Origin of the sequence: Vibrio sp. 10N.261.46.A3 (assembly GCF_041472995.1) — a bacterium.
Classification (GTDB): domain Bacteria; phylum Pseudomonadota; class Gammaproteobacteria; order Enterobacterales; family Vibrionaceae; genus Vibrio; species Vibrio coralliirubri.
Window position 1 is genome coordinate 12,615 of sequence record NZ_JBFRRH010000127.1, and the last position, 21,162, is coordinate 33,776.

Annotated in this window: 19 protein-coding genes; 8 read left to right on the top strand and 11 right to left on the bottom strand. The window is 46.0% G+C overall.

Features of this window, described 5'->3' with window-relative positions; all coding sequences use genetic code 11:
* Positions 1-83 precede the first annotated feature (83 nt).
* Positions 84-1,082 carry an adenosine deaminase gene (add, locus tag AB4484_RS24065; protein ID WP_372080724.1) on the bottom strand — a complete coding sequence of 333 codons (999 nt, stop codon included), beginning with the start codon at positions 1,080-1,082 and terminating at the stop codon, positions 84-86.
* Positions 1,083-1,209: 127 nt separating this feature from the next.
* On the opposite strand from add, the gene AB4484_RS24070 reads away from it, so the two are divergent.
* Together AB4484_RS24070 and AB4484_RS24075 are read left to right on the top strand one after the other, a co-directional pair.
* Positions 1,210-2,157, top strand: a complete 948-nt coding sequence (locus AB4484_RS24070; RefSeq protein WP_372080726.1) for a LysR family transcriptional regulator — start codon at positions 1,210-1,212, stop codon at positions 2,155-2,157.
* A 118-nt stretch (positions 2,158-2,275) separates the two neighbouring features.
* A complete protein-coding gene (locus AB4484_RS24075; protein ID WP_372080728.1) occupies positions 2,276-3,730 on the top strand; it encodes a glutathione synthase in 1,455 nt (484 codons plus the stop codon).
* Positions 3,731-3,839: 109 nt separating this feature from the next.
* On the opposite strand, the gene AB4484_RS24080 is transcribed toward AB4484_RS24075, so the two are convergent.
* The 9 genes from AB4484_RS24080 to AB4484_RS24120 all read right to left on the bottom strand — a co-directional run bounded on the left by AB4484_RS24080 (position 3,840) and on the right by AB4484_RS24120 (position 13,691).
* A complete protein-coding gene (locus AB4484_RS24080; protein ID WP_050632708.1) occupies positions 3,840-4,220 on the bottom strand; it encodes a hypothetical protein in 381 nt (126 codons plus the stop codon).
* A gap of 63 nt (positions 4,221-4,283) precedes the next feature.
* Entirely contained in the window at positions 4,284-6,332 is a 2,049-nt protein-coding gene (locus AB4484_RS24085) for a glycoside hydrolase family 3 N-terminal domain-containing protein (RefSeq protein ID WP_372080730.1), read from the bottom strand.
* A gap of 273 nt (positions 6,333-6,605) precedes the next feature.
* Positions 6,606-7,109 (bottom strand): YgjV family protein, encoded by a 504-nt coding sequence (locus AB4484_RS24090; RefSeq protein WP_372080732.1) that lies wholly within the window; start codon positions 7,107-7,109, stop codon positions 6,606-6,608.
* 129 nt (positions 7,110-7,238) lie between these two features.
* The gene (locus AB4484_RS24095) at positions 7,239-7,865 is read right to left on the bottom strand and encodes a bifunctional 4-hydroxy-2-oxoglutarate aldolase/2-dehydro-3-deoxy-phosphogluconate aldolase (protein WP_017068137.1); all 627 of its coding nucleotides are present in this window, start codon (positions 7,863-7,865) and stop codon (positions 7,239-7,241) included.
* Positions 7,866-7,874: 9 nt separating this feature from the next.
* Positions 7,875-8,867 carry a sugar kinase gene (locus AB4484_RS24100; RefSeq protein WP_372080734.1) on the bottom strand — a complete coding sequence of 331 codons (993 nt, stop codon included), beginning with the start codon at positions 8,865-8,867 and terminating at the stop codon, positions 7,875-7,877.
* Positions 8,868-8,870: 3 nt separating this feature from the next.
* Positions 8,871-10,283: a glucuronate isomerase gene (gene uxaC / locus AB4484_RS24105; RefSeq protein WP_061037857.1), complete on the bottom strand. Its 1,413-nt coding sequence runs from the start codon at positions 10,281-10,283 to the stop codon at positions 8,871-8,873.
* A 12-nt stretch (positions 10,284-10,295) separates the two neighbouring features.
* A complete protein-coding gene (locus AB4484_RS24110) occupies positions 10,296-11,759 on the bottom strand; it encodes a fructuronate reductase (protein WP_372080736.1) in 1,464 nt (487 codons plus the stop codon).
* A 96-nt stretch (positions 11,760-11,855) separates the two neighbouring features.
* The gene (locus AB4484_RS24115) at positions 11,856-13,163 is read right to left on the bottom strand and encodes a TRAP transporter large permease (protein ID WP_048609953.1); all 1,308 of its coding nucleotides are present in this window, start codon (positions 13,161-13,163) and stop codon (positions 11,856-11,858) included.
* A gap of 15 nt (positions 13,164-13,178) precedes the next feature.
* Positions 13,179-13,691: a TRAP transporter small permease gene (locus AB4484_RS24120; protein ID WP_048609952.1), complete on the bottom strand. Its 513-nt coding sequence runs from the start codon at positions 13,689-13,691 to the stop codon at positions 13,179-13,181.
* A 296-nt stretch (positions 13,692-13,987) separates the two neighbouring features.
* On the opposite strand from AB4484_RS24120, the gene AB4484_RS24125 reads away from it, so the two are divergent.
* The 3 genes from AB4484_RS24125 (at position 13,988) to uxuA (ending at position 17,256) form a co-directional block, all read left to right on the top strand.
* Positions 13,988-14,971, top strand: a complete 984-nt coding sequence (locus AB4484_RS24125; protein ID WP_048610341.1) for a TRAP transporter substrate-binding protein — start codon at positions 13,988-13,990, stop codon at positions 14,969-14,971.
* 107 nt (positions 14,972-15,078) lie between these two features.
* Positions 15,079-15,861 carry an FCD domain-containing protein gene (locus AB4484_RS24130; protein ID WP_048610343.1) on the top strand — a complete coding sequence of 261 codons (783 nt, stop codon included), beginning with the start codon at positions 15,079-15,081 and terminating at the stop codon, positions 15,859-15,861.
* Positions 15,862-16,068: 207 nt separating this feature from the next.
* Positions 16,069-17,256, top strand: coding sequence for a mannonate dehydratase (gene uxuA / locus AB4484_RS24135; RefSeq protein ID WP_017068145.1), 1,188 nt, complete (start codon positions 16,069-16,071; stop codon positions 17,254-17,256).
* 100 nt (positions 17,257-17,356) lie between these two features.
* Here the strand turns inward: uxuA and AB4484_RS24140 are convergent, their stop codons facing one another.
* On the bottom strand, positions 17,357-18,130 hold the full coding sequence (locus AB4484_RS24140; protein ID WP_372080740.1) for a helix-turn-helix domain-containing protein: 774 nt from the start codon (positions 18,128-18,130) through the stop codon (positions 17,357-17,359).
* Between the two features lie 97 nt (positions 18,131-18,227).
* Here AB4484_RS24140 and AB4484_RS24145 point away from each other — a divergent pair, with 97 nt between their 5' ends.
* The 3 genes from AB4484_RS24145 (at position 18,228) to AB4484_RS24155 (ending at position 21,121) form a co-directional block, all read left to right on the top strand.
* Positions 18,228-19,361 carry a multidrug effflux MFS transporter gene (locus AB4484_RS24145; protein WP_372080742.1) on the top strand — a complete coding sequence of 378 codons (1,134 nt, stop codon included), beginning with the start codon at positions 18,228-18,230 and terminating at the stop codon, positions 19,359-19,361.
* A 189-nt stretch (positions 19,362-19,550) separates the two neighbouring features.
* Positions 19,551-20,069 (top strand): TetR/AcrR family transcriptional regulator, encoded by a 519-nt coding sequence (locus tag AB4484_RS24150; RefSeq protein WP_017061096.1) that lies wholly within the window; start codon positions 19,551-19,553, stop codon positions 20,067-20,069.
* A complete protein-coding gene (locus AB4484_RS24155; RefSeq protein WP_372080744.1) occupies positions 20,066-21,121 on the top strand; it encodes an alcohol dehydrogenase family protein in 1,056 nt (351 codons plus the stop codon). The genes AB4484_RS24150 and AB4484_RS24155 overlap by 4 nt, the downstream gene beginning before the upstream one ends.
* The last annotated feature ends 41 nt before the right edge of the window (positions 21,122-21,162 follow it).

Here is a 21,162-nt window from a genome sequence, read left to right on the forward strand (position 1 = left end):
TACGGATAATTGGACATAAAAAAAGAGAAAAGCCTACGCCTTTCTCTTCCTGTTTTTCTACTTAGTAATCAAGATTGCTCAAATTAGATTTGCTCAACGAAACCCATTAGGTGCTGTTTTACTTCGTCTGAAGCAAAAGCGCTCTCTACAGAGTATTTGTAGATCTCTGCGTAGTCTTCTTGTGTTAGACCGAACGTTTCATATACACGCTTCACTTCGTTAGTCATGGTTGTGTTCGACACAGTGCGGTTATCTGTGTTGATCGTTACAACGATGCCGTCTTTCTTGAATTCAGCAATTGGGTGGTCGCTGAATTTGTGAATACACTTAGTTTGCACGTTACTTGTTGGGCAAGTTTCAAGTGCAACTTGCTTCTCTTTAACGATGTTGTATGCGTCTTCGTTACCTTGGATGTGAACACCGTGGCCGATACGTTCAGCATCTAGCAGAGTAACTGCATCGTAAACGTTCTGACCATGCCATTGCTCACCTGCGTGAACCGTCACACGGTAGCCTTTTTCGATCGCGTATTGCGTGTACTCAGGGAATTCAGCGCAGAAGCCCGGTTTTTCACCGCCAGCGATATCAAACGCAACTACGCCTTTACCTAGGTAAGGTTGGCCTGCGTCGATCACGTCTTTGATAGAATCTTTCGGGAACATACGAAGTACAGACATGATGTAGTTGCCCTTGATGTCGTACTTCTCTTCTGCACGCTTCATGCCTTTAACCGCACTTGCGATGATCGCATCAAGAGACAAGCCCTTGTTTACGTGAAGAATCGGTGCAAAACGAACTTCTAGGTATTTAACGTTCTCTAGTGCTGCGTCTTCGTAAAGCTCAAAAGAGATACGCTCAATTGCTTCTTCCGTTTGCATCACTTGCAGTGGCAGGCTAAAGCAAGCTAGGTACTCATCAAGGTTTTTGCAATCTTCAGGCACTGTTAGAGACTTTACTACCGCTTCACGGTCTTCTGGAAGTTCGATTCCGTACTGTTTCGCCAGATCAATAATGGTGTCTGGACGAACGCTTCCGTCTAGGTGGCAGTGCAGATCAATCTTAGGGAGTGCTAGAAAGTTCATGAGTATTCCTTAGGTCTATTATTTTTTTGAGTTATTAACTCATAGGTTACATGGGATTAAATTAACAAGTTTGTGATATGATTTAAAGTGACATAAAGTCATCATTAATCTGAATCTAAGGAATATCATGGTAGATGTTAAGAGCTTACTCAAATGTGATATGAATTTACTGCTGTGTTTACACGTGTTGCTTGAAGAGCGCAGCGTGAGCAAAACGGCAGAGCGATTGTTCCTTAGTCAGTCCGCGGTGAGTAAACAACTCACTAAGCTGCGTTCTTTATTTGATGACCCTTTGTTTGAACGTGAGTCAAAAGGTCTGTTTCCAACCCCGAAAGCCACCTCTTTGGCGCCTAAGGTTCATCAGATCCTGCTGCAAGTTGAACAGCTAACCGTGCCGGACATCTTTGAGCCGAAAGACAGCGAACGCACTTTTAATATCGATCTTGTCGAAACCGCTTATACCGCGATTTACCCTAAATTTATGCCTAACGCGCTGGCAGATGCGCCGAACATTACGGTAAACAGCACTACTTGGAGCAGCGAAACTTTTAAGCGCTTACTAAAGCGCGAGGTCGATTTCGGGATTGGAATTTTTGAGCTCGATGAAAGGGCGAGTACCCACATTCAAAATATCCCTGCCGAGCTGAACCATGTCGAGTTGCTGCAAGATTACTCTGTGTGTTTGATGCGCAATGATCACCCAGTGCTTCAAGAAGAGTGGAATCTGCAAGCCTTCCTTAAATACCGTCATATTCAGTTAGTGACCGGTGGCGTTGGCGACTGGTTGCTACTGGAAATCTTGCAAGCCAAACAGCTTCAAATTAACAAAGCCGCCAACGTGTCGGACATCACCAGCGCAGTAAAGTTGTGCAAACAAAGCGATTTGCTGATGTGTTATCCGTACAACTCGGTTTGTGACTATATTGAGAGTGGCGAGCTGGTGATGAAGCCGATTCCCATTGAGTTGGTTCCCGGTGGTTTGTTTCTGCTTTGGCACCGTTACTTTGATTCTGAACCAAGCCACAAATGGCTTCGCGACCTCATAGTCAATAAGACCCAAGAACCTCAGCTGTAAACTGCAAGCTACGATGATCAAAACGGCGAAATAACTTTTTTTAAATTTATTTCGTCTTTTTAGAATGAGCATCGTCTTATTACGGGTGCCAAATGCCCGCCAAGAATGAGATATCTAAATGAATCTAATGCCATCGATTCCGCAACAAGTCATTGAAGATGCTTGTGAGTGGGCAATTATGCACGGTGTCGCTTTTCGTCAGTCTGACAATACCGCGAGACATTGTCCGTTTAGCGTTGCTCCAATGACTATTGAGCGTGAGGTTTTTGAACACCTGTTGAAGGTGACGCCGCTGATCACCAAGCTCATCAATAATGTTTCTGAAGACCACGACTTTTTACAGACATCATTGAGCGATATGGCGAAAGCCGATCCATTTTTTGGTCGCTTGATGGAGTTGCATCGACAAGCCCATGGCAGTGCGGATGAGCGCTTGAACCCAGCTCGACAACCTTTGTTGTTGATGCGCACTGATTTCATGGATGACCGCCAACACGGTGCAAAAGTGATTGAGTTTAATGGCATTGCGGCAGGGATGGCGCCTTTTGGTCAACGCGCAACAGAATTCCACTCATTCATGCAAAACCAATGGCCAAACGTTTATAACCATTGGTTGGAAGACCCGTCAGCAACACCGGCTGAAAACCAAGGTTTAACCCAGTTGGCTTATGGTATCGCTAATGCTGCAAGGCAAGTGAGAGCGGACTTCAATGAGCCAGATAAACCGGTTTTCTTGATGGTGGTGCAGAAGAACGAAGACAACGTTTATGACCAACATTTGCTTGAGGTTGAGCTACAAAAACAGGGCATTCGCACGGTTCGTCGTACCTTTGAACAATTGAGCTGTCAGCTTTCATCGGGTGATAATCAACGCTTGTTATTGAAAGATGTCGGCGCTGTCGATGTGGTGTACCTAAGAGCTGGCTATCAGTATTCAGATTATTGGGCTCCAGAGCTCAATGAATCGGTGTGTTGCCATACGTTAAGTCAGACTCGCTTGTTTATGGAACAACACCATGTTGCAATGAACGCGACCATCAGCCAGCAATTAGCGACCAGTAAAACCATGCAAATGCTGCTGACCATGATGTCAGCAGCAGAATACGCACGTTGGGGTTTAACACGAGAAGAAGCCGAACTGGTCAAGAGTGTTCTGGCTGATATGAAGCCTATCACCAGTGAATCGATTGAGTGGTTTAACACCCAAGCTGATAAGCAAGAATGGGTGCTGAAAAACCAAGGCGAGGGCGGTGGCCATTGTGTCTTTGGTGACGACATCAGCGAACAACTGAGCCAGCTTAAACCAGAAGAGTACGACGCGTGGGCATTGATGCAGCGCTTGTACCCGCATGAACGTGACGTGCCGACTATTGCAGTGCGTGACACTCAACAAACGCTCGTGACAGACTTAGTCAGCGAAGTAGGTTTGTTCACCGCTTACTATCAAGGAGAACCAGTAACAGAGCTCGGCGGCTACGCGGGCTACTTAATCCGCAGCAAACCCGCTAGCGAAAATGAAGGTGGAATCCACAGTGGAAAAGGGATTCTCGATTCGCTGGTGTTGATTGATTAGTGCTTAATTCTGATGACAGACAGAAGGCCAACGTTTATACGCTGGCCTTTTTTATGGTTCTTTTGCAGATTAGCACCAAGTTGGATAAGCGACTCAGCTTCTCGTTGCGTTATGCCGGAACCTTAAAACAAGAATCTTGATTGCTGTATTTTGGTACGAAACACAATTTGTCTGCCGACATTTTTAAGCCGTTTTGCATCTGGATATGTGTTACCGCCCAAATCACGCAGCCGTGAGGCAAATTGAATAGCGAGCGAGTTTGAGTGAACAACACACCGTCATCATAGGCTGGTGTAATGTTGGTCGCTTTACCTTGCCACGCCTTATGAGTGGTTTGCACATCAATATTTGGCACAATCAGTGAGAGCATTTCTGGCTCAACGTCTTTGACGACTTTCAAGCAGATACGACACCCATCGTAGTATTGTTCTATCCAGATTTTATGTGGAATAGCGTTGTCATCCCAACCCAGTTGTAAGATATGTTCCATGACTTTGTCCTTGGTATCTAAGAAGGAAAGGCAGTGCTCACACTGCCTGAATTAGCTCAAATATTATTCGTAACTTAAACCATGTCCGAACGGGTAAAGGGTGTCGGCTTGATCATACCCAGGGTAGTCTGAGTCTTGGTTTTGAATCGCTTGGGCACTGTTCGCTAAAGCAAATGGCAGTTTTCCTTGAGGAGCAAAGTTGCCTGAAAGCACTTCCATTAGGTTGTTGTCTGAGACACCAAATGTGGCTATCACGGCACCGGCTTGCTTAAGATTACTTTGATCGTCTAGCACGAAGGGTTGTCTAAAGTTGATGGACAAGACCGTTTTGTCAGCACCCACTTCGTTCATAACGGCTTTGATGTCGCTTAGGCTTGGTTCAATATGCCAAGATGCAGCTGTAGCCATTTCACTGAATGCAAGAATATCGAGTTCGTCTGGGTTCGCACCACCAAAGATAAGATCAGGATCTGAGCCTTCGTTAGATACGCGAACACGAATAACCGCATAGTCCGTATCGGCTGGTACTGGTGGACGCATTTCTCCCGCTTCGTAATCTCCAGAAGTCACGGTAAAGTTGTACTTGTCGTCTCCAGCGATGTTTTCGTCCATTCCCATGACATACAGAGCAACAGGAGCTTGTGCGGTCGATTCAGCCAAAGGTAAAGTCTTATTGGTATTTTGAAGTAAGACGACAGATTTTTTCTGTGCGTAATCAGCGCGTTCTTGGTACTTCTCATTGCCTAAAATCTCTTGGGCTTTTTTCTCGTCAACGTAAGTGTTTTCGAAAAGGCCAAGCTTGAATTGTTCTTCAAGTAAGCGTGTTACTGATAGGTCGACACGCTCTTCGGTGATCAGATCCTTTTCGACCAGTTTCACGATGACTTCTTTATCATGGAAACCTGAAAGAACATCGACTCCAGCCTCGACTGCCATTGCAACCTGTTCATCAATCGTTTTGTGCTCCACACCCCATGCTCGATCGCCAATGATACCGGTATCTGAGTTCACGTTACCTGTGTAGCCCAATTCGTCTCTGAGCAGGTCGGTGACAATGCCTTTTGAGAAGGACATGCCAACATCATTTGGCATCCACTTTTGATCTACAGGGATGCCGTAGTAAGGCATGATTGAAGAAGCGCCAGCCTCAATTGCGGCAATAAACGGTTTTAGGTGGTAATCAAAATTGTTCTTTGGATAGACTTGGTTCTTACCAAAGTCATAGTGTGGGTCACCGCCGTTTTCTTGTGGACCGCCGCCAGGGAAGTGTTTGATGGTTAGCGCGATACTGTCTTCATTGACCTCACCGCCATCTTGCAAGCCTTTGATCAGTGAACGCATAATGTCAGACGCTAAATCGGCATCTTCGGTAAAGGTTTCGTGTACTCGATACCAGCGAGGTTCTGTCGCCAAATCCATCATGTATCCGTACATACTGCGCAGGCCAATTGAAGACCACTCTTCATTCATGATGCCAGCAAATTCAGTGATTAAATCCATGTCGCGAGTGGCTGCTAAACCGGCCTCTTTAGGCCAAGCAGAAAAGGCACCAGAAGAAACGTTGATCCCTGCTTTTGCCGATGGATCAATGTGGTTACGAGCATTGGACTTGAATAGAGCGGGGATACCCATTCGAGTTTGTTCACGCAGTTCTTGAACACTATTCATGAACTGGGCAGCTTCTGTTGGGGTTATCTGACAGCCTGAACGGCCAGAATCACAGTCAGGTGCATTCATTGGTGTTTCGATAACGGTGTTACGGAAGATAAAGCGCGTCATTTGGGCATCGGCAATCATGTCTTGCCCTGTGCTGCTAACAAGCCCACCTTCGGACGAGTTTAAGGTGTCAATGAGCATCATGCCGGCTTTCTCATCTAGCGTCATGCGGCTAACCAAGTCTGCTGCTCGCTCTTCTGGAGATAATCGCCAGTCTTCAAAGGGTTCCAGTGTTCCATTGCCGTTAGAATCTCGGAATTGGTAGCCCTCAACGCTCAATACATCATGAACACGAGAGTGAACTTGGGGCTGTTGGAAGTTATTGTCGCTATCAGATGAGTTGCATCCTGCAAGAAGTAACGCGATTGCTATAGGTGTCAGGGTAAGACGCTTCATGGTCACGGTCCTATTGTTGGTATAATAATAAGTACATGACCAATTTTAATAATTAACGGGTTATTGGTTAACCAAAATAAATCAAACTAAAGATTTGGATCACCATATAAATTTAATTGGTGATTTAATTCAATTTAGTATTGGAAATATATTGACGACGTTTAAATAACGTAAACTTAACTAGATTTAATTGTTTTGATATCCAATTAATTCCCCATTTGATTAGTGGTGTATTACTTCCATATTTTAAATCTAGAATAAAAAATGTATTGCCTATTTTATCGTTAACAATCTGCGCTGATGTAAACGATAGATAGTGACCATGTTGGTGACTATAAAAGTGATTTCGACAAAGGATCCGCCAATCGAACCAATCCAAATGTTATGGCTAGCCCAACAGACGGAATTGAATAAGATCAAGGACCTCAAGGCGATGCCTTGTCTTGAAAAGAGTGCCCATGTCGCAACGGATGAACCAACAACCGTAATAAACTCAAAGAAATGATTCATGTTGGGTAAAGTCATACACCACATCAAGCCAATAAAGAACCACATCACTTTGCGTGATTGAGTTTTTATCGATACATAGCTGCGAATAGCATTAATAATTACGCCTATAGCCGCCACTATGGCACCCATTAATATGAAATGGATACTCATGACAAAACAAAAGATCATCATCTGGTAGCGAAAACGCATATCATCTTTTTGCCAAAAGGCCATTACACCGATACAAAAAGCCAGGCCGCCAACTCCTTGTGTTATCCAGTTTTCCATATTTAGCCTTTATTTTTAGATGCTATCGATCACAATTAAATATTAACTTTGAGAGAATAATGCTCAACCATAAAATAACCCTCCAAAAGGAGGGCTAGATATAACGTTAAAGGTGCTATTGCATTAGGTTTAATTGACTAGTTTAACGGCTTCACGAGTTAAATGAGCCAGTTCTTCCCAATTGCCTTCTTCAATCAGCTTCTTATCCACCATCCAAGTACCACCACATGCGAGTACTCGAGGTATCGCTAGGTAGTCTTTAATGTTGTTTGGATTAATACCACCTGTCGGCATGATCTCAATATCCGTGTAAGGCGCAAGAAGTGATTTAACCATGTTGATGCCACCTGATGCTTCAGCTGGGAAGAACTTCAATGTGGTTAAACCCATTTCTAGAGCGGCTTCTACTGTACTCGGGTTGTTGACCCCAGGAATGATATCAATACCAATCTCTTGGCAGGCTCTTACCGTATTTGGGTTAAAGCCAGGAGAGACGACAAACGTTGCGCCCGCTTCTTTCGCCGCGATAGCCTGCTCACGATTGAGCACAGTGCCTGCGCCGATCAACATATCTGGTTGTGATTCACGAAGTAGACGAATAGCTTCAACTGCAGCTTCCGAACGGAATGTAATTTCTGCTGCCGGTAAACCATTTTCAGCTAACACTTTACCCAGAGGGATGATGTCTTCAGCGTTGTCGATAGCGATCACAGGGATAACTTTCAGTGTTTTCAGTTGTTGTTTGATGTTAGACATTGGTATTCCTTAAATGGCTGTGATGGCCGCTTGAGTTAGTTCTTTTGCAATAATGGCACCACGATGTTGGATAACGACGCCTGCCATGGCATTGCCGCGCTGGCATGACTTTGTTAAGTCTTCGCCCGCAAGGTAAGCAGATAAAAATCCGCCATTGAATGAGTCTCCTGCCGAGGTCGTATCAACGACATGTTCAACAGGTAAGGTCGGCACCGCCCGTGGAGCCGAAGCGGTACCAGAATCTGGATTTATGTCACCCTGAATTTTGGCATCTTGAATGAGACAGCCATCTGCACCCAGTTTGACGATGCATCGCTTAACACCCAGTGAAGTTAGACGTTCGATAGTTTGTTCAGGTGAAGTATCTCCCCAAATTAGCTGTTCATCATCGAATGTAACCAAGGCTAAATCCGTCAATGTATACATGGCTTGGTAGCTATTTTTGACGGTTTGGTTTTCGTCCTGTGGCCAAAGTGCAGGGCGGAAGTTACTATCGAAGGCGATCTCAACACCTTGTGTTTTCAACTCAACCAAGATGTTTAATAGCTCGATACGATCTTGTTCAGGCAGAATCGCTAATGTGATACCGCTGAGAAAGACCATATCGACATTGCGCAGTGCCTGCTTTATCTGATTGAAATCTGGGTGCTGCAGTAGGTAGCGTGCAGCCGACTGATTTCTCCAATACAGAAAGGTACGTTCACCTGCGTCATCAAGCTGAATTAGGTATAGGCCTGGCGTACGTTGGTTGTCTTGTAGAACTAGGTCCGTCGACACCCCTTCTTGTTGCCAGCGTTCTAACATTCCCTTGCTAATCGGGTCTGCGCCTAAAGCCGTGACGTAGGACACTTTGATGTCATCTTGATTGAGGTTGGCTTCACAGCCGCGGCTTAAATAAACCGCAGCATTGAGAGTGTCTCCGCCAAACGTTTGATGCATTGAGCCGAACGGTTTGCCGTTAAGCTCGATCATGCACTCACCAATGATGGCGATATGTTTCATGGGTTACGCCCTCTCTTCGAAGTAGCGTTTTGCGTTACCAAAGCAGATGTCTTCGACCATAGGGCCAAGCAGTGACATGTCGTTTGGCACCTCGCCGTTTTCAGCCCAACGACCAAGCATGTCACACAGAATTCTGCGGAAGTATTCGTGGCGTGTGTAAGACAAGAAGCTGCGAGAGTCAGTCAGCATTCCGACAAACTGGCTAAGCAGACCAAGTTGAGATAATTGTTCCATTTGGCGTTGCATGCCGTCTTTCTGATCGTTGAACCACCAACCAGAACCAAACTGAACTTTGCCCGCGATGCCGCCACCTTGGAAGTTACCAATCATAGTTGCCATCATCTCGTTATCGCGAGGGTTTAAGCAGTAAAGGATGGTGCGAGGTAACTCGTTGCTTTGATCCATCTCGTCTAACAGGTGAGCCAATTCGAAGGCAAACGTCTTATCGCTAATTGAATCAAACCCTGCATCTGCGCCTAACAGTTGGAACATGCGCGTGTTGTTATTGCGCTGAGCACCAATGTGAAGCTGCATTACCCAACCCATTGCGGCGTAACGCTTGCCTAGCCACACTTGAACCGCTGTTGAAAACTGCGCACATTCTAGATCGGTGAGCGTTTCGCCGTTGAGGCGTCGAGCTAACAGGGCATCCAAATCCGATTCTGATGGAATAGGTGCGTAGCGAACCACTTCAATACCGTGGTCTGCGGCACGGCAACCATGGTCGTTGAAATGCGTTAGGCGGCTGTCTAGAGCACTCAATAGATGATGGAAGCGAGTGATCTCAACGTCAGCAACCATGCCTAATTTTTGTAGGTAATCAGCAAAGCCATCAAGTTCAATTTTGAACGCTTTATCTGGGCGCCAGCTTGGTAGAACCTTCACATCAAATGAATTGTCTTGAGCGATCGCTTTATGGTGTTCAAGAGAATCAATAGGATCGTCTGTTGTACCTGCCATCACCACATTCATTTGCTTCATGATGCCGCGAGCACTAAATTCTGGTGTCGCTAATAGCTCGTTGCCTTCGTGCCAAATCTGGTCTGCGGTTTCTGGACCAAAGAGAGTGCCAGTAATACCAAATGGGCGGCGTAGTTCTAAATGAGTCCAGTGGTAAAGTGGGTTGCCCAAGGTTTGAGGGACGGTTCTAGCCCATGCCATGAACTTATCATAATCGCTTGCGCCTCCAGTAATCAGACGCTCATCAATCCCTGCTGAACGCATACCACGCCATTTGTAGTGGTCACCTTCAAGCCAAATCTTAGACATGTTTTCGAACTGACGATCTTGAGCCACTTCTGCCGGGTTTAGGTGGCAGTGATAGTCATAAATTGGCTGGTGGCTTGCGTGTTCGTGGTACAAACGGCGTGCAGTCTCATTCGACAGTAAAAAGTCTTCACATAAGAAATTCTTCATTGTTTGTATTCCTTATAACGCAGCCACGGTCGCAACAGCACCGTGTTCAATTAATGATTGGTACGCTGAACTTACTGCATCAATGACCTGCGGGTTTTGGCCTAGCTCTGCAGGGAAAATAGCTTCAACCGCAAGCAATGCCGGAACCACAGAAACATTGAGCCCATGCTGGTCGCAGATCTGGCGAAGTGTATCTGCCATTGGATCGCGAACATCAATCTCATTGCCTTGCTCATCAACGCCAGATACATAACGCATCCAGCCAGCGATAGCGGTTGCAAGCCACGAGAAATTTGAGCCTTGCTCTAAATGGAATCGTAAGCTGCCACCCATGCGTTGAGGGATCTTCTGGCTGCCATCCATCGCAATCTGCCACGTCTTGTGCTTCAAGCTTGGGTTAGTGAAGCGGTTGATCAGCAAGGTTGCGTAACCTTCTAAATCAGTCCCTTCAGGCATGGTTAACGAAGGCGCTTGGGATTTCATCATCATGTCAAAAGCGGCTTTTCGGTAGCCTGCATCTGTCATGGTGTCGGAAATGTGGTCGTAGCCACCAAGGTATCCAAGGTAAGCAAGGAAAGAGTGACTGCCATTGAGCATGCGCAGTTTCATCTCTTCGTAAGGCACCACATCTTCGACGAACTCTGCGCCAGCGACATTCCAATCTGGACGACCTGCCACAAAGTTATCTTCAATCACCCATTGGCGGAAGGGTTCACAGGCGATGCCACATGGGTCTTCACAACCAAGCAGTTCTGCAATTTCTGTCAGTGTTTCTTCTGTTGCTGCGGGTACGATGCGGTCAACCATGGTGCATGGGAAGGTGACATTAGTTTCAATCCAATCACGTAATTCTGGGTCAAGCAGTTGAGCGAACTCAATGATCGCTGCTTTTGCTACATGACCGTTCTCTTGCACGTTGTCGCAAGACATAACCGTGAATGGTGTTAAGCCACGTTCACGTCGAATTTTTAGCGCTTGCACAATATAGCCGAGCGCTGATTTTGGTTGAGTTGGGTTAGCTAGGTCAGCGATGACTAATGGATTATTTTTGTCGAGTTTTCCTGTCGCAGGGTCAGCGCAGTAGCCTTTCTCTGTGATGGTCATAGAAACGATAGCCACACGAGGTTCGGCCATTTTTTCTAATACGGTTTCGATGCCATCTAGACTTGGGTGAAGAGATTCGGTCACTGAGCCGATCACTTTAACGTCTGTGGATTCAGCGCCTTTTTCAGCTACGGTGTAAAGGTGATCTTGCGCGCGAAGTGATTCAATCAAGTCTTCGCCGCCGAATAGGTTTATCTCACAAATGCCCCAATCAGTGTTGGTTTTGCTGAGCATTTCGTTGGTAAACAGTGCTTGGTGTGCTCGGTGAAAAGCACCGAAACCAAGGTGCACAATACGGCTTTGGAGTGCTGAACGGTCGTAGTCAGGTCTTAATACAGTGTTTGGCAGCGTAGAGTTAGCAACAGTCTTCATTATTCAGTTCCTTTTCCCGCCAGCGAACCAGCGGGATTTTATTATTTGATAAAGCGTTTGAGTGTTTAGCAGTCTTAGAATCTATCTGTGACCAAATTACGAACCGTAGCCCAGTACCAATTCAGGTAGGAACAAGCTCAGCTCAGGGATAAAAGTAACGGCCATTAGGGCTGCAATCAGTGCTGCGTAGAATGGCAACAAAGGCTTGATGACTTTGTCGATGGCAATGTTGGCAACCGAACAACCAATGAACAGAGCACTACCTACTGGCGGTGTACAGATACCGATAGCAAGGTTGAAGGTCATCATGATGCCGAAGTGCACAGGGTCGATGCCTAGGTCTAGCGCGATTGGCAAGAAGATTGGTGTGAAGATCAGTACCGCTGGTGTCATATCCATGAAGATACCCACAATCAGCAGGATGATGTTGATGATCAATAGAATCATTAGCGGATTATCAGAAACCGCCAGTAATGCATCAGCAATCATGTAAGGCACATCGGCGTTCGCCATTGCCCAAGACATACCCATTGATGCACCAACTAGTAATAGAACGATAGATGTTGTTACTGCAGACTCAAGGATGATCTTTGGAATATCACCCCATTTCACTTCACGGTAGACAAGCACAGCTAAAACAAACGTGTATACCACAGCAATTGCGGAAGCCTCAGTCGCAGTAAAGATACCGCCAATGATGCCGCCCATGATGATGCCGATCAGTGCTAAAGAAGGTGCCGCTTTTAGGAAGGTATCCCAAACCATTGATAATGAAGGACGCGCTGCCACTGGGTAACCGCGACGTTTCGCAATGATACCCGCAACAATCATGATACTTAATCCCATCAAGATACCTGGGATGTAGCCTGCTAAGAACAGCGCCGCAATTGAAGTACCACCAGAAACCAATGAGAAAACGATCAGCGTGTTACTTGGTGGAATCAATAGACCAGTAGGACAAGAAGTAATGTTTACCGCAGCAGAGAAGTTTTCGTCGTAGCCGTCTTTCTTTTGCAGAGGTGACATGGTGCCACCCACTGCAGCCGCCGATGCAACCGCTGAGCCTGAGATAGAACCAAACATCATGTTTGCCATCACGTTTACGTGTGCCAATGAACCCGGTAGACGACCACCTAACACTTTCGCGAAGTTGATCAAACGCAGCGCGATGCCGCCTTGGTTCATGATGTTGCCCGCCAAAATGAAGAACGGGATTGCCAATAGTGCAAAGTTATCAAGGCCAGCGGCCATACGTTGAGCAACTACAGCGATTGCAGGCTCAAGCGGTAAGCTCATTAAGATGGTTGCTAGTGACGATAAACCAATCGCAAAAGAGACCGGTACACCGATTGTAAGCAGTACAGCGAAACTACCGAATAAGGTCAGTATTACTTGCCATTCCATTGTGAAATCCTTCTATCAATCAAGTTGTGAGTCGGTGATCAAATCGTCACCTGACATTAATTGTTTAACGCGTTCGTAGGTAAATACGACGGAGTAAAAAATCATCAAAGCGCCACTAATCGGTAAGCAGAAGTAGATGTAACCCATTTCTAAACCTAGAGCGGGAGTCAGCTGTCCCATCGCAAGCGTTTTAGCAGCAAGTTGGCTTCCACCGTGTACCAGAACGATATAAGAGAAAGAAGCGATGGCTATTTGGATAACGATTTCGTTGATTAATTTGCGTTTGCCAGTCAGCTTCATCGTAAGCAGGTCGATGGCAAGGTGGCGTTTCAGCCCCGTAGTGTAAGCAGCACCAATTAAGGCTACCCACATAAAGAGATAACGCGCGAGCTCGTCGGTAACAGTACTTGGTTTGCCAATAACATAGCGGGATAAAACCTGCCATATCACACACAGCACTAGGAAAGACGATAGAGACACTGTAAAGGCGGCCAACCCTCTATTTATGTAACTGACCAATTTATTCATGTTTATTTCCTTTCAACAAAATTGCGTATCTCATAACAATTGGTTTACCAATGTAAGAAATTGTTTCTATGTAGGGATGGGATGTTCAAAAATCTGGCTGAATCATAAGCTATTCATTTTTTGGTTGGCGTGAGCAACTTCACAAATGATTTTGGTTGACCAATTTATGGGTTTTTATTGTGATATTGGTCAATCAATTTTAAATTCAGCTTTGACGGTTCCTTTTTTGAGCCCCAATATGAGCCCATAACAAAAAACACCCTACATTTTGGATAACCAATCCACGGAGAATAAGAATGATGACACGTAAAACTTTGATTAGTGCGGTTGTCGGTGCTGCTTTCACTTTTGGAGCAACAGCTTCTGCTTATGCAGCGACAACATTGAAACTGAGCCATAACCACCCTCGTGACCATGCAGTACATGAAGCGATGACGTTTATGGCGAAAGAAGTACGTGAATTGACTGACGGTGAGGTGCGTATTCGTATTTACCCTGATGCTCAATTGGGTACACAGCGTGAATCTATGGAGCTGATGCAGAACGGCGCTTTAGATATGGTGAAAAGTAATGCTGCTGAGCTAGAAGCTTTTTCTCCTGCTTATTCATCATTCAACATGCCTTACTTATTCCGCGATCAAGCGCACTACTACAGTGTGACCGATGGTGAAGTCGGCCGTGACATTCTTAACTCTTCTCGTGATAGCGGCTTTATTGGTGTGACTTACTACGACGCTGGTGCGCGTAGCTTCTATACCAATAAGCCAATTAACACACCAGAAGATCTGAAAGGTTTGAAAGTTCGTGTTCAACCAAGCCCATCAGCAATTGCGATGGTGAAAGCGTTAGGCGGTAACCCAACGCCACTAGCTTACGGTGAGTTGTACACAGCACTGCAGCAAGGCGTCGTAGATGCGGCTGAAAATAACATTCCTTCTTTCAGCTTGAGCCGTCACAGTGAAGTGTCTAAATACTTCAGTTTAGATGAGCACACGATGGTTCCGGATGTGTTGGTTATCTCAACCAAAGCATACGATAAACTGACTACAGAACAACAAGATGCGCTAATGAAGGCGGCAAGTGATTCATCTGAATTGATGAAAAAATTGTGGGCTGAATCGGAAGCAAAAGAGCGTGCTAAAGCCGAGAAAATGGGCGTTACTTTTGTGGAACCAGACAAAGCTGCGTTCGCACTAGCGGTTCAACCTATGTACGACGCGCTAGATAAAGCTGACCCAGAATTGAGCGCATTGATTGACCGTATTCAGGCTGTTGAATAACGAGCAAACATAGAAAAAAGAGTAATACAAAAACAAGGTGTTACTGCATTTTAAGATATAGAGGTTGACCAATTATATTTGGTCATTATGATGGCGAGAGAAATACAATGGAAAGAAGTGACAATATCATCATGATGCCTTTCGAGCCGAAAAGACCTTATCAGGAGATAGGGTTAGTACTAAGAAAAGAACTGATTGAAGGCCTGTATAAGGTCGGAGATAGGTTGCCTCCAGAACGCGATATTGCTGATCGTCTAGATGTAAGCCGCACTGTGGTGCGTGAAGCGATCATCATGCTGGAGCTTGAAAACTTAGTTGAGGTGAAAAAAGGGTCGGGTGTTTATGTCCTGAACATTCCAACTCATTCTCGCGAGAATGTGGTCAGCGATGACGCTGGTCCATTCGAGATGCTGCAGGCCCGCCAATTACTAGAAAGTAATATCGCGGAGTTTGCGGCAACTCAGGTCACTCCGGGCGACATCATTAAGATGCGCTCAGCACTCGAACTCGAGCGCGAAGAGCTTGCAAGCGGCACCACCGATTGCAGCGGAGATGAAAGATTTCACATGTGTATTGCAGAGGCAACTCAAAACTCTGTGCTGGTAGATATGTTGAAACAATCCTGGGAGCGACGCGAAAAGAGTCCAATGTGGAATAAACTCCACTCTCACATCAGTGGTCAAGATTACCGTGAAGAATGGTTAGATGATCACGCTCGTATCCTCGCCGCCTTACAGCGCAAAGACCCTGTCGCTGCTAAGAACGCAATGTGGCAACACCTTGAGAATGTTAAACAGCGTTTGTTAGCGCTGTCAGACATTGATGACCCAAACTTTGATGGTTACTTATTTAGCTCCAACCCAGTGGTGCTGCTTAGCTCAGAAAGCTAGTTCTGAAGCTAATGTTGAATTCAGCGACAAGGCTCCTCTTGAAAGCTGATTCATTCACTAGGTTGTAGATAGGTAATCGTCTTTAGACCGGCGTAGACCGGTGCTATCTCGGGCAGTAATTGTCATTGCTGCCATTAAGAAGTCGTTATTGCATTTAGCTTGATTAATTCGAGCCGGCTAAGTGCGTCTTAAAGAAAGGTAAGTCTCATGGAACAAACGTGGCGTTGGTACGGCCCTAATGATCAAGTTTCGCTAGACGATATTCGTCAAGCGGGCGCAACTGGTATTGTGAATGCACTGCACCATATTCCAAATGGTGAAGTTTGGACAAAAGAAGAAATCCTTAAGCGTAAAGCCATTATCGAAGAGAAAGGTTTAACGTGGTCGGTTGTAGAAAGCGTGCCTGTGCACGAAGAGATCAAAACTCAAACTGGCAACTACCAGCAGTGGATTGATAACTATAAGCAAACTCTGTCTAACCTTGCTGAGTGTGGCATCGATACGGTTTGTTATAACTTCATGCCAGTGTTGGACTGGACGCGTACCGATTTAGAATTTGAAATGCCTGATGGTTCTCGCGCACTGCGCTTTGACCAAATCGCGTTTGCGGCATTTGAGCTGCATATCTTGAAGCGCCCAGGTGCAGAATCGGACTATTCAGAATCAGAGCAAGCGCAAGCGTTGGATTACTTCAACAACATGACGCCAGAGCAAATTCAGCAACTGACTAATAACATCATCGCTGGCCTGCCAGGCGCTGAAGAAGGTTACACACTGGAAGCGTTTCAAGCACAGCTGGATCGCTATGCGGGAATCGACAAAGACAAGCTACGTGAGCACATGTCTTACTTCCTCGCTGAGCTGATGCCTATCTGTGATGCGAATGGCTTGAAGATGGCGGTTCACCCAGACGATCCACCGCGTCCGATTCTAGGCTTGCCTCGCATCGTTTCAACGATCGAAGACATTGATTGGTTGACCGAGCATGTACCGAGCAAAATGAATGGCTTGACGATGTGTACGGGTTCATACGGTGTTCGTGGCGACAATGATCTGGTTAATATGATCAAAAAGCACGGTGACCGAATTTACTTTACGCACCTGCGTTCAACTAAGCGTGAAGAGAGCAACCCAATGACATTCCATGAAGCAGCGCACCTAGATGGTGATGTGGACATGTACAACGTTGTGATGGCCATTTTGGATGAAGAAAATCGTCGTGCAGAAGTGGGCGATCACCGCTTAATTCCAATGCGTCCGGATCACGGTCATCAAATGCTGGATGACCTTAAGAAAACCACTAACCCAGGTTATTCGGCGATTGGTCGATTGAAAGGTTTGGCTGAAGTTCGTGGTTTAGAGATGGCATTGAAACGCGCTTTCTACACTAAGTAACGACGGCATCTAGCTTTAAAATACTTTTAAAAACCAGAACTCATGTTCTGGTTTTTTTGTATCTGAGCTAAGTAAAACCTAAGAGTTTGGATTACTACAATCACGCCCCTAACTTGGTAAACGCCAACGGAGTTTGTCCGGTTTGCTGTTTGAAAAAAGCGATAAACGCACTGTTGGACGAGAACTCTAGCAGATGAGCCACATCACCGACTTGTCGGTTTTCTGAGAGCAGTTCAATCGCTTTAAACAAGCGCCATTGCTGTCGCCACTCTTGATAAGTCATGCCTGTTTCGGCTTTGAATAATCGAGTAATCGTCTTGGTACTTGCACCAACTGAGTTCGCTAATGTCGAGAGGGCTGGGGCAAGAAAGGAAGCGGTTCGGACTCGTTTGCAAAAGCTTTTAAAGCGGCGATCTGTCGGTAGTGGCAAGATAAACGAGTGTTGGTTAGCGCTGTAAAACTCTTCCCAAAATAGGTTGGCGGTATTGGTGGTTTGCTCGCGGGCAACGTCCCAATCCCAGAAAGCCATCTTATTGATTAGGGCTTTTAAAAGCTCATTCACTTCCACAATTTCAATCGCTTCTGGGCAGGTGAAAATACTGCTATCAAAATAGAGCGACCGATAAGCAACCACATTGGTCATCTGCGCTCGATGCTTGGTATAAGGCGGGATCCACACGGCTTTGGTCGGCGGCAAAATACAAATGGCGTTTTCTAAGGTTAAGGTGATGCAACCCTGCGGAGCATACAGCAACTGTCCTTTTACGTGGTGATGTATTCCTGAGTCATGCTGACCGAGCTCTGCCGCAATCCCTATTACGGGCGCAGGCAAGCTGTCTGCATCAAACTCAATGGTTTCGTTGATTAATGCCATTTGTCCTAATCTTGTTGTTTTTGGTTTTAATGTTGTTAACGAGCCAAGGTTAGTTTCCCCTAGACTCCTCGTCAAGTTCACTGGTCTTGGAAAAATGATGAAAATAAAACCTTCTTTATGGCAAATGGTGCTATTGCTGATGTTCCCTCAAATCGCAGAAACCATTTATAGCCCGACTCTGGATTCAATATCGAAATCCTTTGAGGTGAGTTACGCACAAGCGGCGCAAACCCTCTCGATCTACTTCTCAGCGTTTGCGCTCGGTGTTGTGGTATGGGGCATTTTGGCAGACAAATGGGGGCGCCGACCAACCATGTTATTGGGCATGGGGTTATTCGCCTGTTCAGCACTTATTGCTATGCAAACCAATAGCTTTGTTTGGTTGATGATAGCCAGAGCCATGGGCGCTTTCGGGCTTGCCGTGGGCTCGGTGGTGACACAAACCATGCTGCGAGATGCTTTCAGCGGTACTGAACTGGCTAAAGTGTTTGGTTACATGGGGATGGGGCTGTCGATTAGCCCAATCATCGGGCTGCTTCTTGGCGGCCAATTAAGCCAAGCGGGCGGGCATCAATATGTGTTTATTGCCTTGTTTATTATGGTGTTAGCGCTGTTGGCACATAGCTTATGGTCATTGCCTGAAACGCAACAATCTAGGCAGCCATTGCAGTTAAAGTCACTCAGTATTCACATGGTCAAAGATAGCGATATATGGATGTCTGCGTTACTGGTCGCGTCGTTCAATATTGCGCTGTTTTCCTATTATCAATTGGGTTCATTTGCCTTCATTCAACTTGGATTTAACGTTGAGCAGTTTGGCTACAGCGGCATTGTGCTTGGGTTCGGGACTCTGTTAGGAAGCTTGGTAAACAAGACATTATTGAAGCGACAGGTGTCTTCAATGTCTTTGATTGGTATCGCAGCAGGGCTTCAAATATTAGGTGCGGTGGGTGTCTATTTTTCACAACACTCAATATGGTTTTTACTTCCGATGATGCTGGTGGTCATGGCGTTTGGTATTGCGATCCCCAATGTGTTGAGTCGCGCATTAGTTAGCTACCAATCTCAAGCGGGAAGTGCAGGCGCACTGTTTGGTTTGATGTATTACACCTTGATCGGTTCAGGGCTCGCTTTAGCGGGAATGATTCAAGATTTAGGGGTGGTGTTAGTACTGTGTGGCGCGTTATCTGTGTTGGTGACGATACGCAGTCGACTCCAGCTTAAACGCTAAGTCTCTCATCTGTATTGATAAATTCCGTGTCCTGTTTGGCGCGGAATTTATCATTTCTTGGTTTGTAAATTTGGATATTGACAGAGGTAGAGTGATCGTTCTACCCTGTAAGTAGAACAATCATTCTACCAATTGTTATGCCAATCACAGTTATTTACTACGATTGGTATTCGGTATTAAGAGAGCACTATGTTGAGAGAACAGATTGCAGCAAGCTTAGAGGTGGCGTTTAGCCAACAAGGTTTTGCTGAGCCGAGCGTTGCACAGCTGAAAACGGCGTGCGATGTAAGCCTAAGAACCTTGTATAAACACTTCCCTTCAAAAGAAGCGATGATCGTTGGTGCCTTGGAATATCGACACCAACGTTACCTAGATTTCTTGTTGGAAACGTCGCCTGAAAAGGGGCTCGCATCGGTTACTCATATCTTCAACAAGCTTCAACAATGGTTAGAAGAATATGCGCCGCACGGGTGTATGTCGATGAATGCGATGGCCGCGTTTCCCGATAATGAGCTTATCAGCCAAGCGGTTACACAGCACAAAGAACAAGTACGTTTGCTAATAGGCAAGCAGAGCCTGCGGGAGGATCTCGCGACACCGCTGTTTTTACTTCATGAAGGCGTATCAAGCGCGTGGCCTGTATTGGGCGAAGAAGCAGTGGCATCGGCACAGAATATGGTGACAAAATTACTCAAGGAAACAGTATGAATTTCGAACTACCGAAAACAATGAAAGGCGCAGAGATGCTAGGACACGGTGGAGCAGAAATGCTTGGCTACCGCGAAGATATCGCTGTTCCTCAAATCGAGCCTAATGAAGTGCTGATCAAAGTCATGGCTGCAGGCGTTAATAATACCGACATCAACACGCGAATCGGTTGGTATGCAAAAAGTGATGATTCAGACGATGCCAGTTGGTCTGGCGAAGCGTTGAAATTCCCTCGCATCCAAGGAGCGGATGTGTGCGGTTTCATCGTAGCCGTTGGTAACGAAGTTTCGGCTGAACGTATTGGCGAACGTGTTCTGATTGAGCCTTGTTTGACTGAGGTTTATGGACAAGATCTACCACAGCCATGGTATTTCGGATCTGAATGCGATGGTGGTTTCGCTGAATACACCAAAGTAGCAGCAAAACATGCTTACGCGGTGAACAGCACTATGTCGGATGTCGAGCTGGCGTCTTTCCCATGCTCTTACTCAACCGCAGAAAACATGCTGACGCGTGCCAATGTAGCTGAAGCTGATCGCGTGCTTATCTCTGGCGCATCGGGCGGTGTGGGCTCTGCGGCTATTCAGCTAGCAAAAGCTCGCGGCGCGTATGTTATTGCCATCACTAGCCCAAGCAAGAACCAACAGTTACTTGAACTTGGCGCTGATGAAGTGATTGCCCGTGATGCGGGTTTGGTTAAAGCGCTAGGCGAAAGCAGTGTGAATGTGGTTATCGACTTAGTCGCTGGTGACAAATGGCCGGAATTCCTTGAAGTGCTCAAACCACACGGTCGTTATGCCGTATCTGGCGCGATTGGCGGTGCGATGGTTGAGCTTGATGTTCGCACTTTGTATCTCAAAGATCTCAGCTTTTTTGGTTGTACGGTTTTAGAACCACAGGTCTTCCAGAATCTAATCAACCGTATCGAGAAACAGCAGATTGGCGCTATCGTTGCAGAGTCTTATCCGCTAGCCGATATCCATAAAGCGCAAGATGAGTTCTTAAAGAAAAAACACGTTGGTAAGATCGTGTTGGAAGTAGCCCAGAGCTAACTCTAGACAGTTACACGTCTAATCTATGTAAGAGCGAGCAA

Excerpts from the sequence above, each read along its gene's own strand:
- AB4484_RS24085 (WP_372080730.1), bottom strand. The coding sequence starts at position 6,332 with ATGAAGCGTCTTACCCTGACACCTATAGCAATCGCGTTACTTCTTGCA.
- AB4484_RS24150 (WP_017061096.1), top strand. The coding sequence starts at position 19,551 with ATGTTGAGAGAACAGATTGCAGCAAGCTTAGAGGTGGCGTTTAGCCAA.
- AB4484_RS24115 (WP_048609953.1), bottom strand. The coding sequence starts at position 13,163 with ATGGAATGGCAAGTAATACTGACCTTATTCGGTAGTTTCGCTGTACTG.
- AB4484_RS24110 (WP_372080736.1), bottom strand. The coding sequence starts at position 11,759 with ATGAAGACTGTTGCTAACTCTACGCTGCCAAACACTGTATTAAGACCT.
- AB4484_RS24080 (WP_050632708.1), bottom strand. The coding sequence starts at position 4,220 with ATGGAACATATCTTACAACTGGGTTGGGATGACAACGCTATTCCACAT.
- AB4484_RS24130 (WP_048610343.1), top strand. The coding sequence starts at position 15,079 with ATGGAAAGAAGTGACAATATCATCATGATGCCTTTCGAGCCGAAAAGA.
- AB4484_RS24120 (WP_048609952.1), bottom strand. The coding sequence starts at position 13,691 with ATGAATAAATTGGTCAGTTACATAAATAGAGGGTTGGCCGCCTTTACA.
- AB4484_RS24075 (WP_372080728.1), top strand. The coding sequence starts at position 2,276 with ATGAATCTAATGCCATCGATTCCGCAACAAGTCATTGAAGATGCTTGT.
- AB4484_RS24145 (WP_372080742.1), top strand. The coding sequence starts at position 18,228 with ATGAAAATAAAACCTTCTTTATGGCAAATGGTGCTATTGCTGATGTTC.
- AB4484_RS24125 (WP_048610341.1), top strand. The coding sequence starts at position 13,988 with ATGATGACACGTAAAACTTTGATTAGTGCGGTTGTCGGTGCTGCTTTC.
- AB4484_RS24140 (WP_372080740.1), bottom strand. The coding sequence starts at position 18,130 with ATGGCATTAATCAACGAAACCATTGAGTTTGATGCAGACAGCTTGCCT.
- AB4484_RS24090 (WP_372080732.1), bottom strand. The coding sequence starts at position 7,109 with ATGGAAAACTGGATAACACAAGGAGTTGGCGGCCTGGCTTTTTGTATC.
- add (WP_372080724.1), bottom strand. The coding sequence starts at position 1,082 with ATGAACTTTCTAGCACTCCCTAAGATTGATCTGCACTGCCACCTAGAC.
- AB4484_RS24100 (WP_372080734.1), bottom strand. The coding sequence starts at position 8,867 with ATGAAACATATCGCCATCATTGGTGAGTGCATGATCGAGCTTAACGGC.
- AB4484_RS24095 (WP_017068137.1), bottom strand. The coding sequence starts at position 7,865 with ATGTCTAACATCAAACAACAACTGAAAACACTGAAAGTTATCCCTGTG.
- AB4484_RS24070 (WP_372080726.1), top strand. The coding sequence starts at position 1,210 with ATGGTAGATGTTAAGAGCTTACTCAAATGTGATATGAATTTACTGCTG.
- AB4484_RS24155 (WP_372080744.1), top strand. The coding sequence starts at position 20,066 with ATGAATTTCGAACTACCGAAAACAATGAAAGGCGCAGAGATGCTAGGA.
- uxaC (WP_061037857.1), bottom strand. The coding sequence starts at position 10,283 with ATGAAGAATTTCTTATGTGAAGACTTTTTACTGTCGAATGAGACTGCA.
- uxuA (WP_017068145.1), top strand. The coding sequence starts at position 16,069 with ATGGAACAAACGTGGCGTTGGTACGGCCCTAATGATCAAGTTTCGCTA.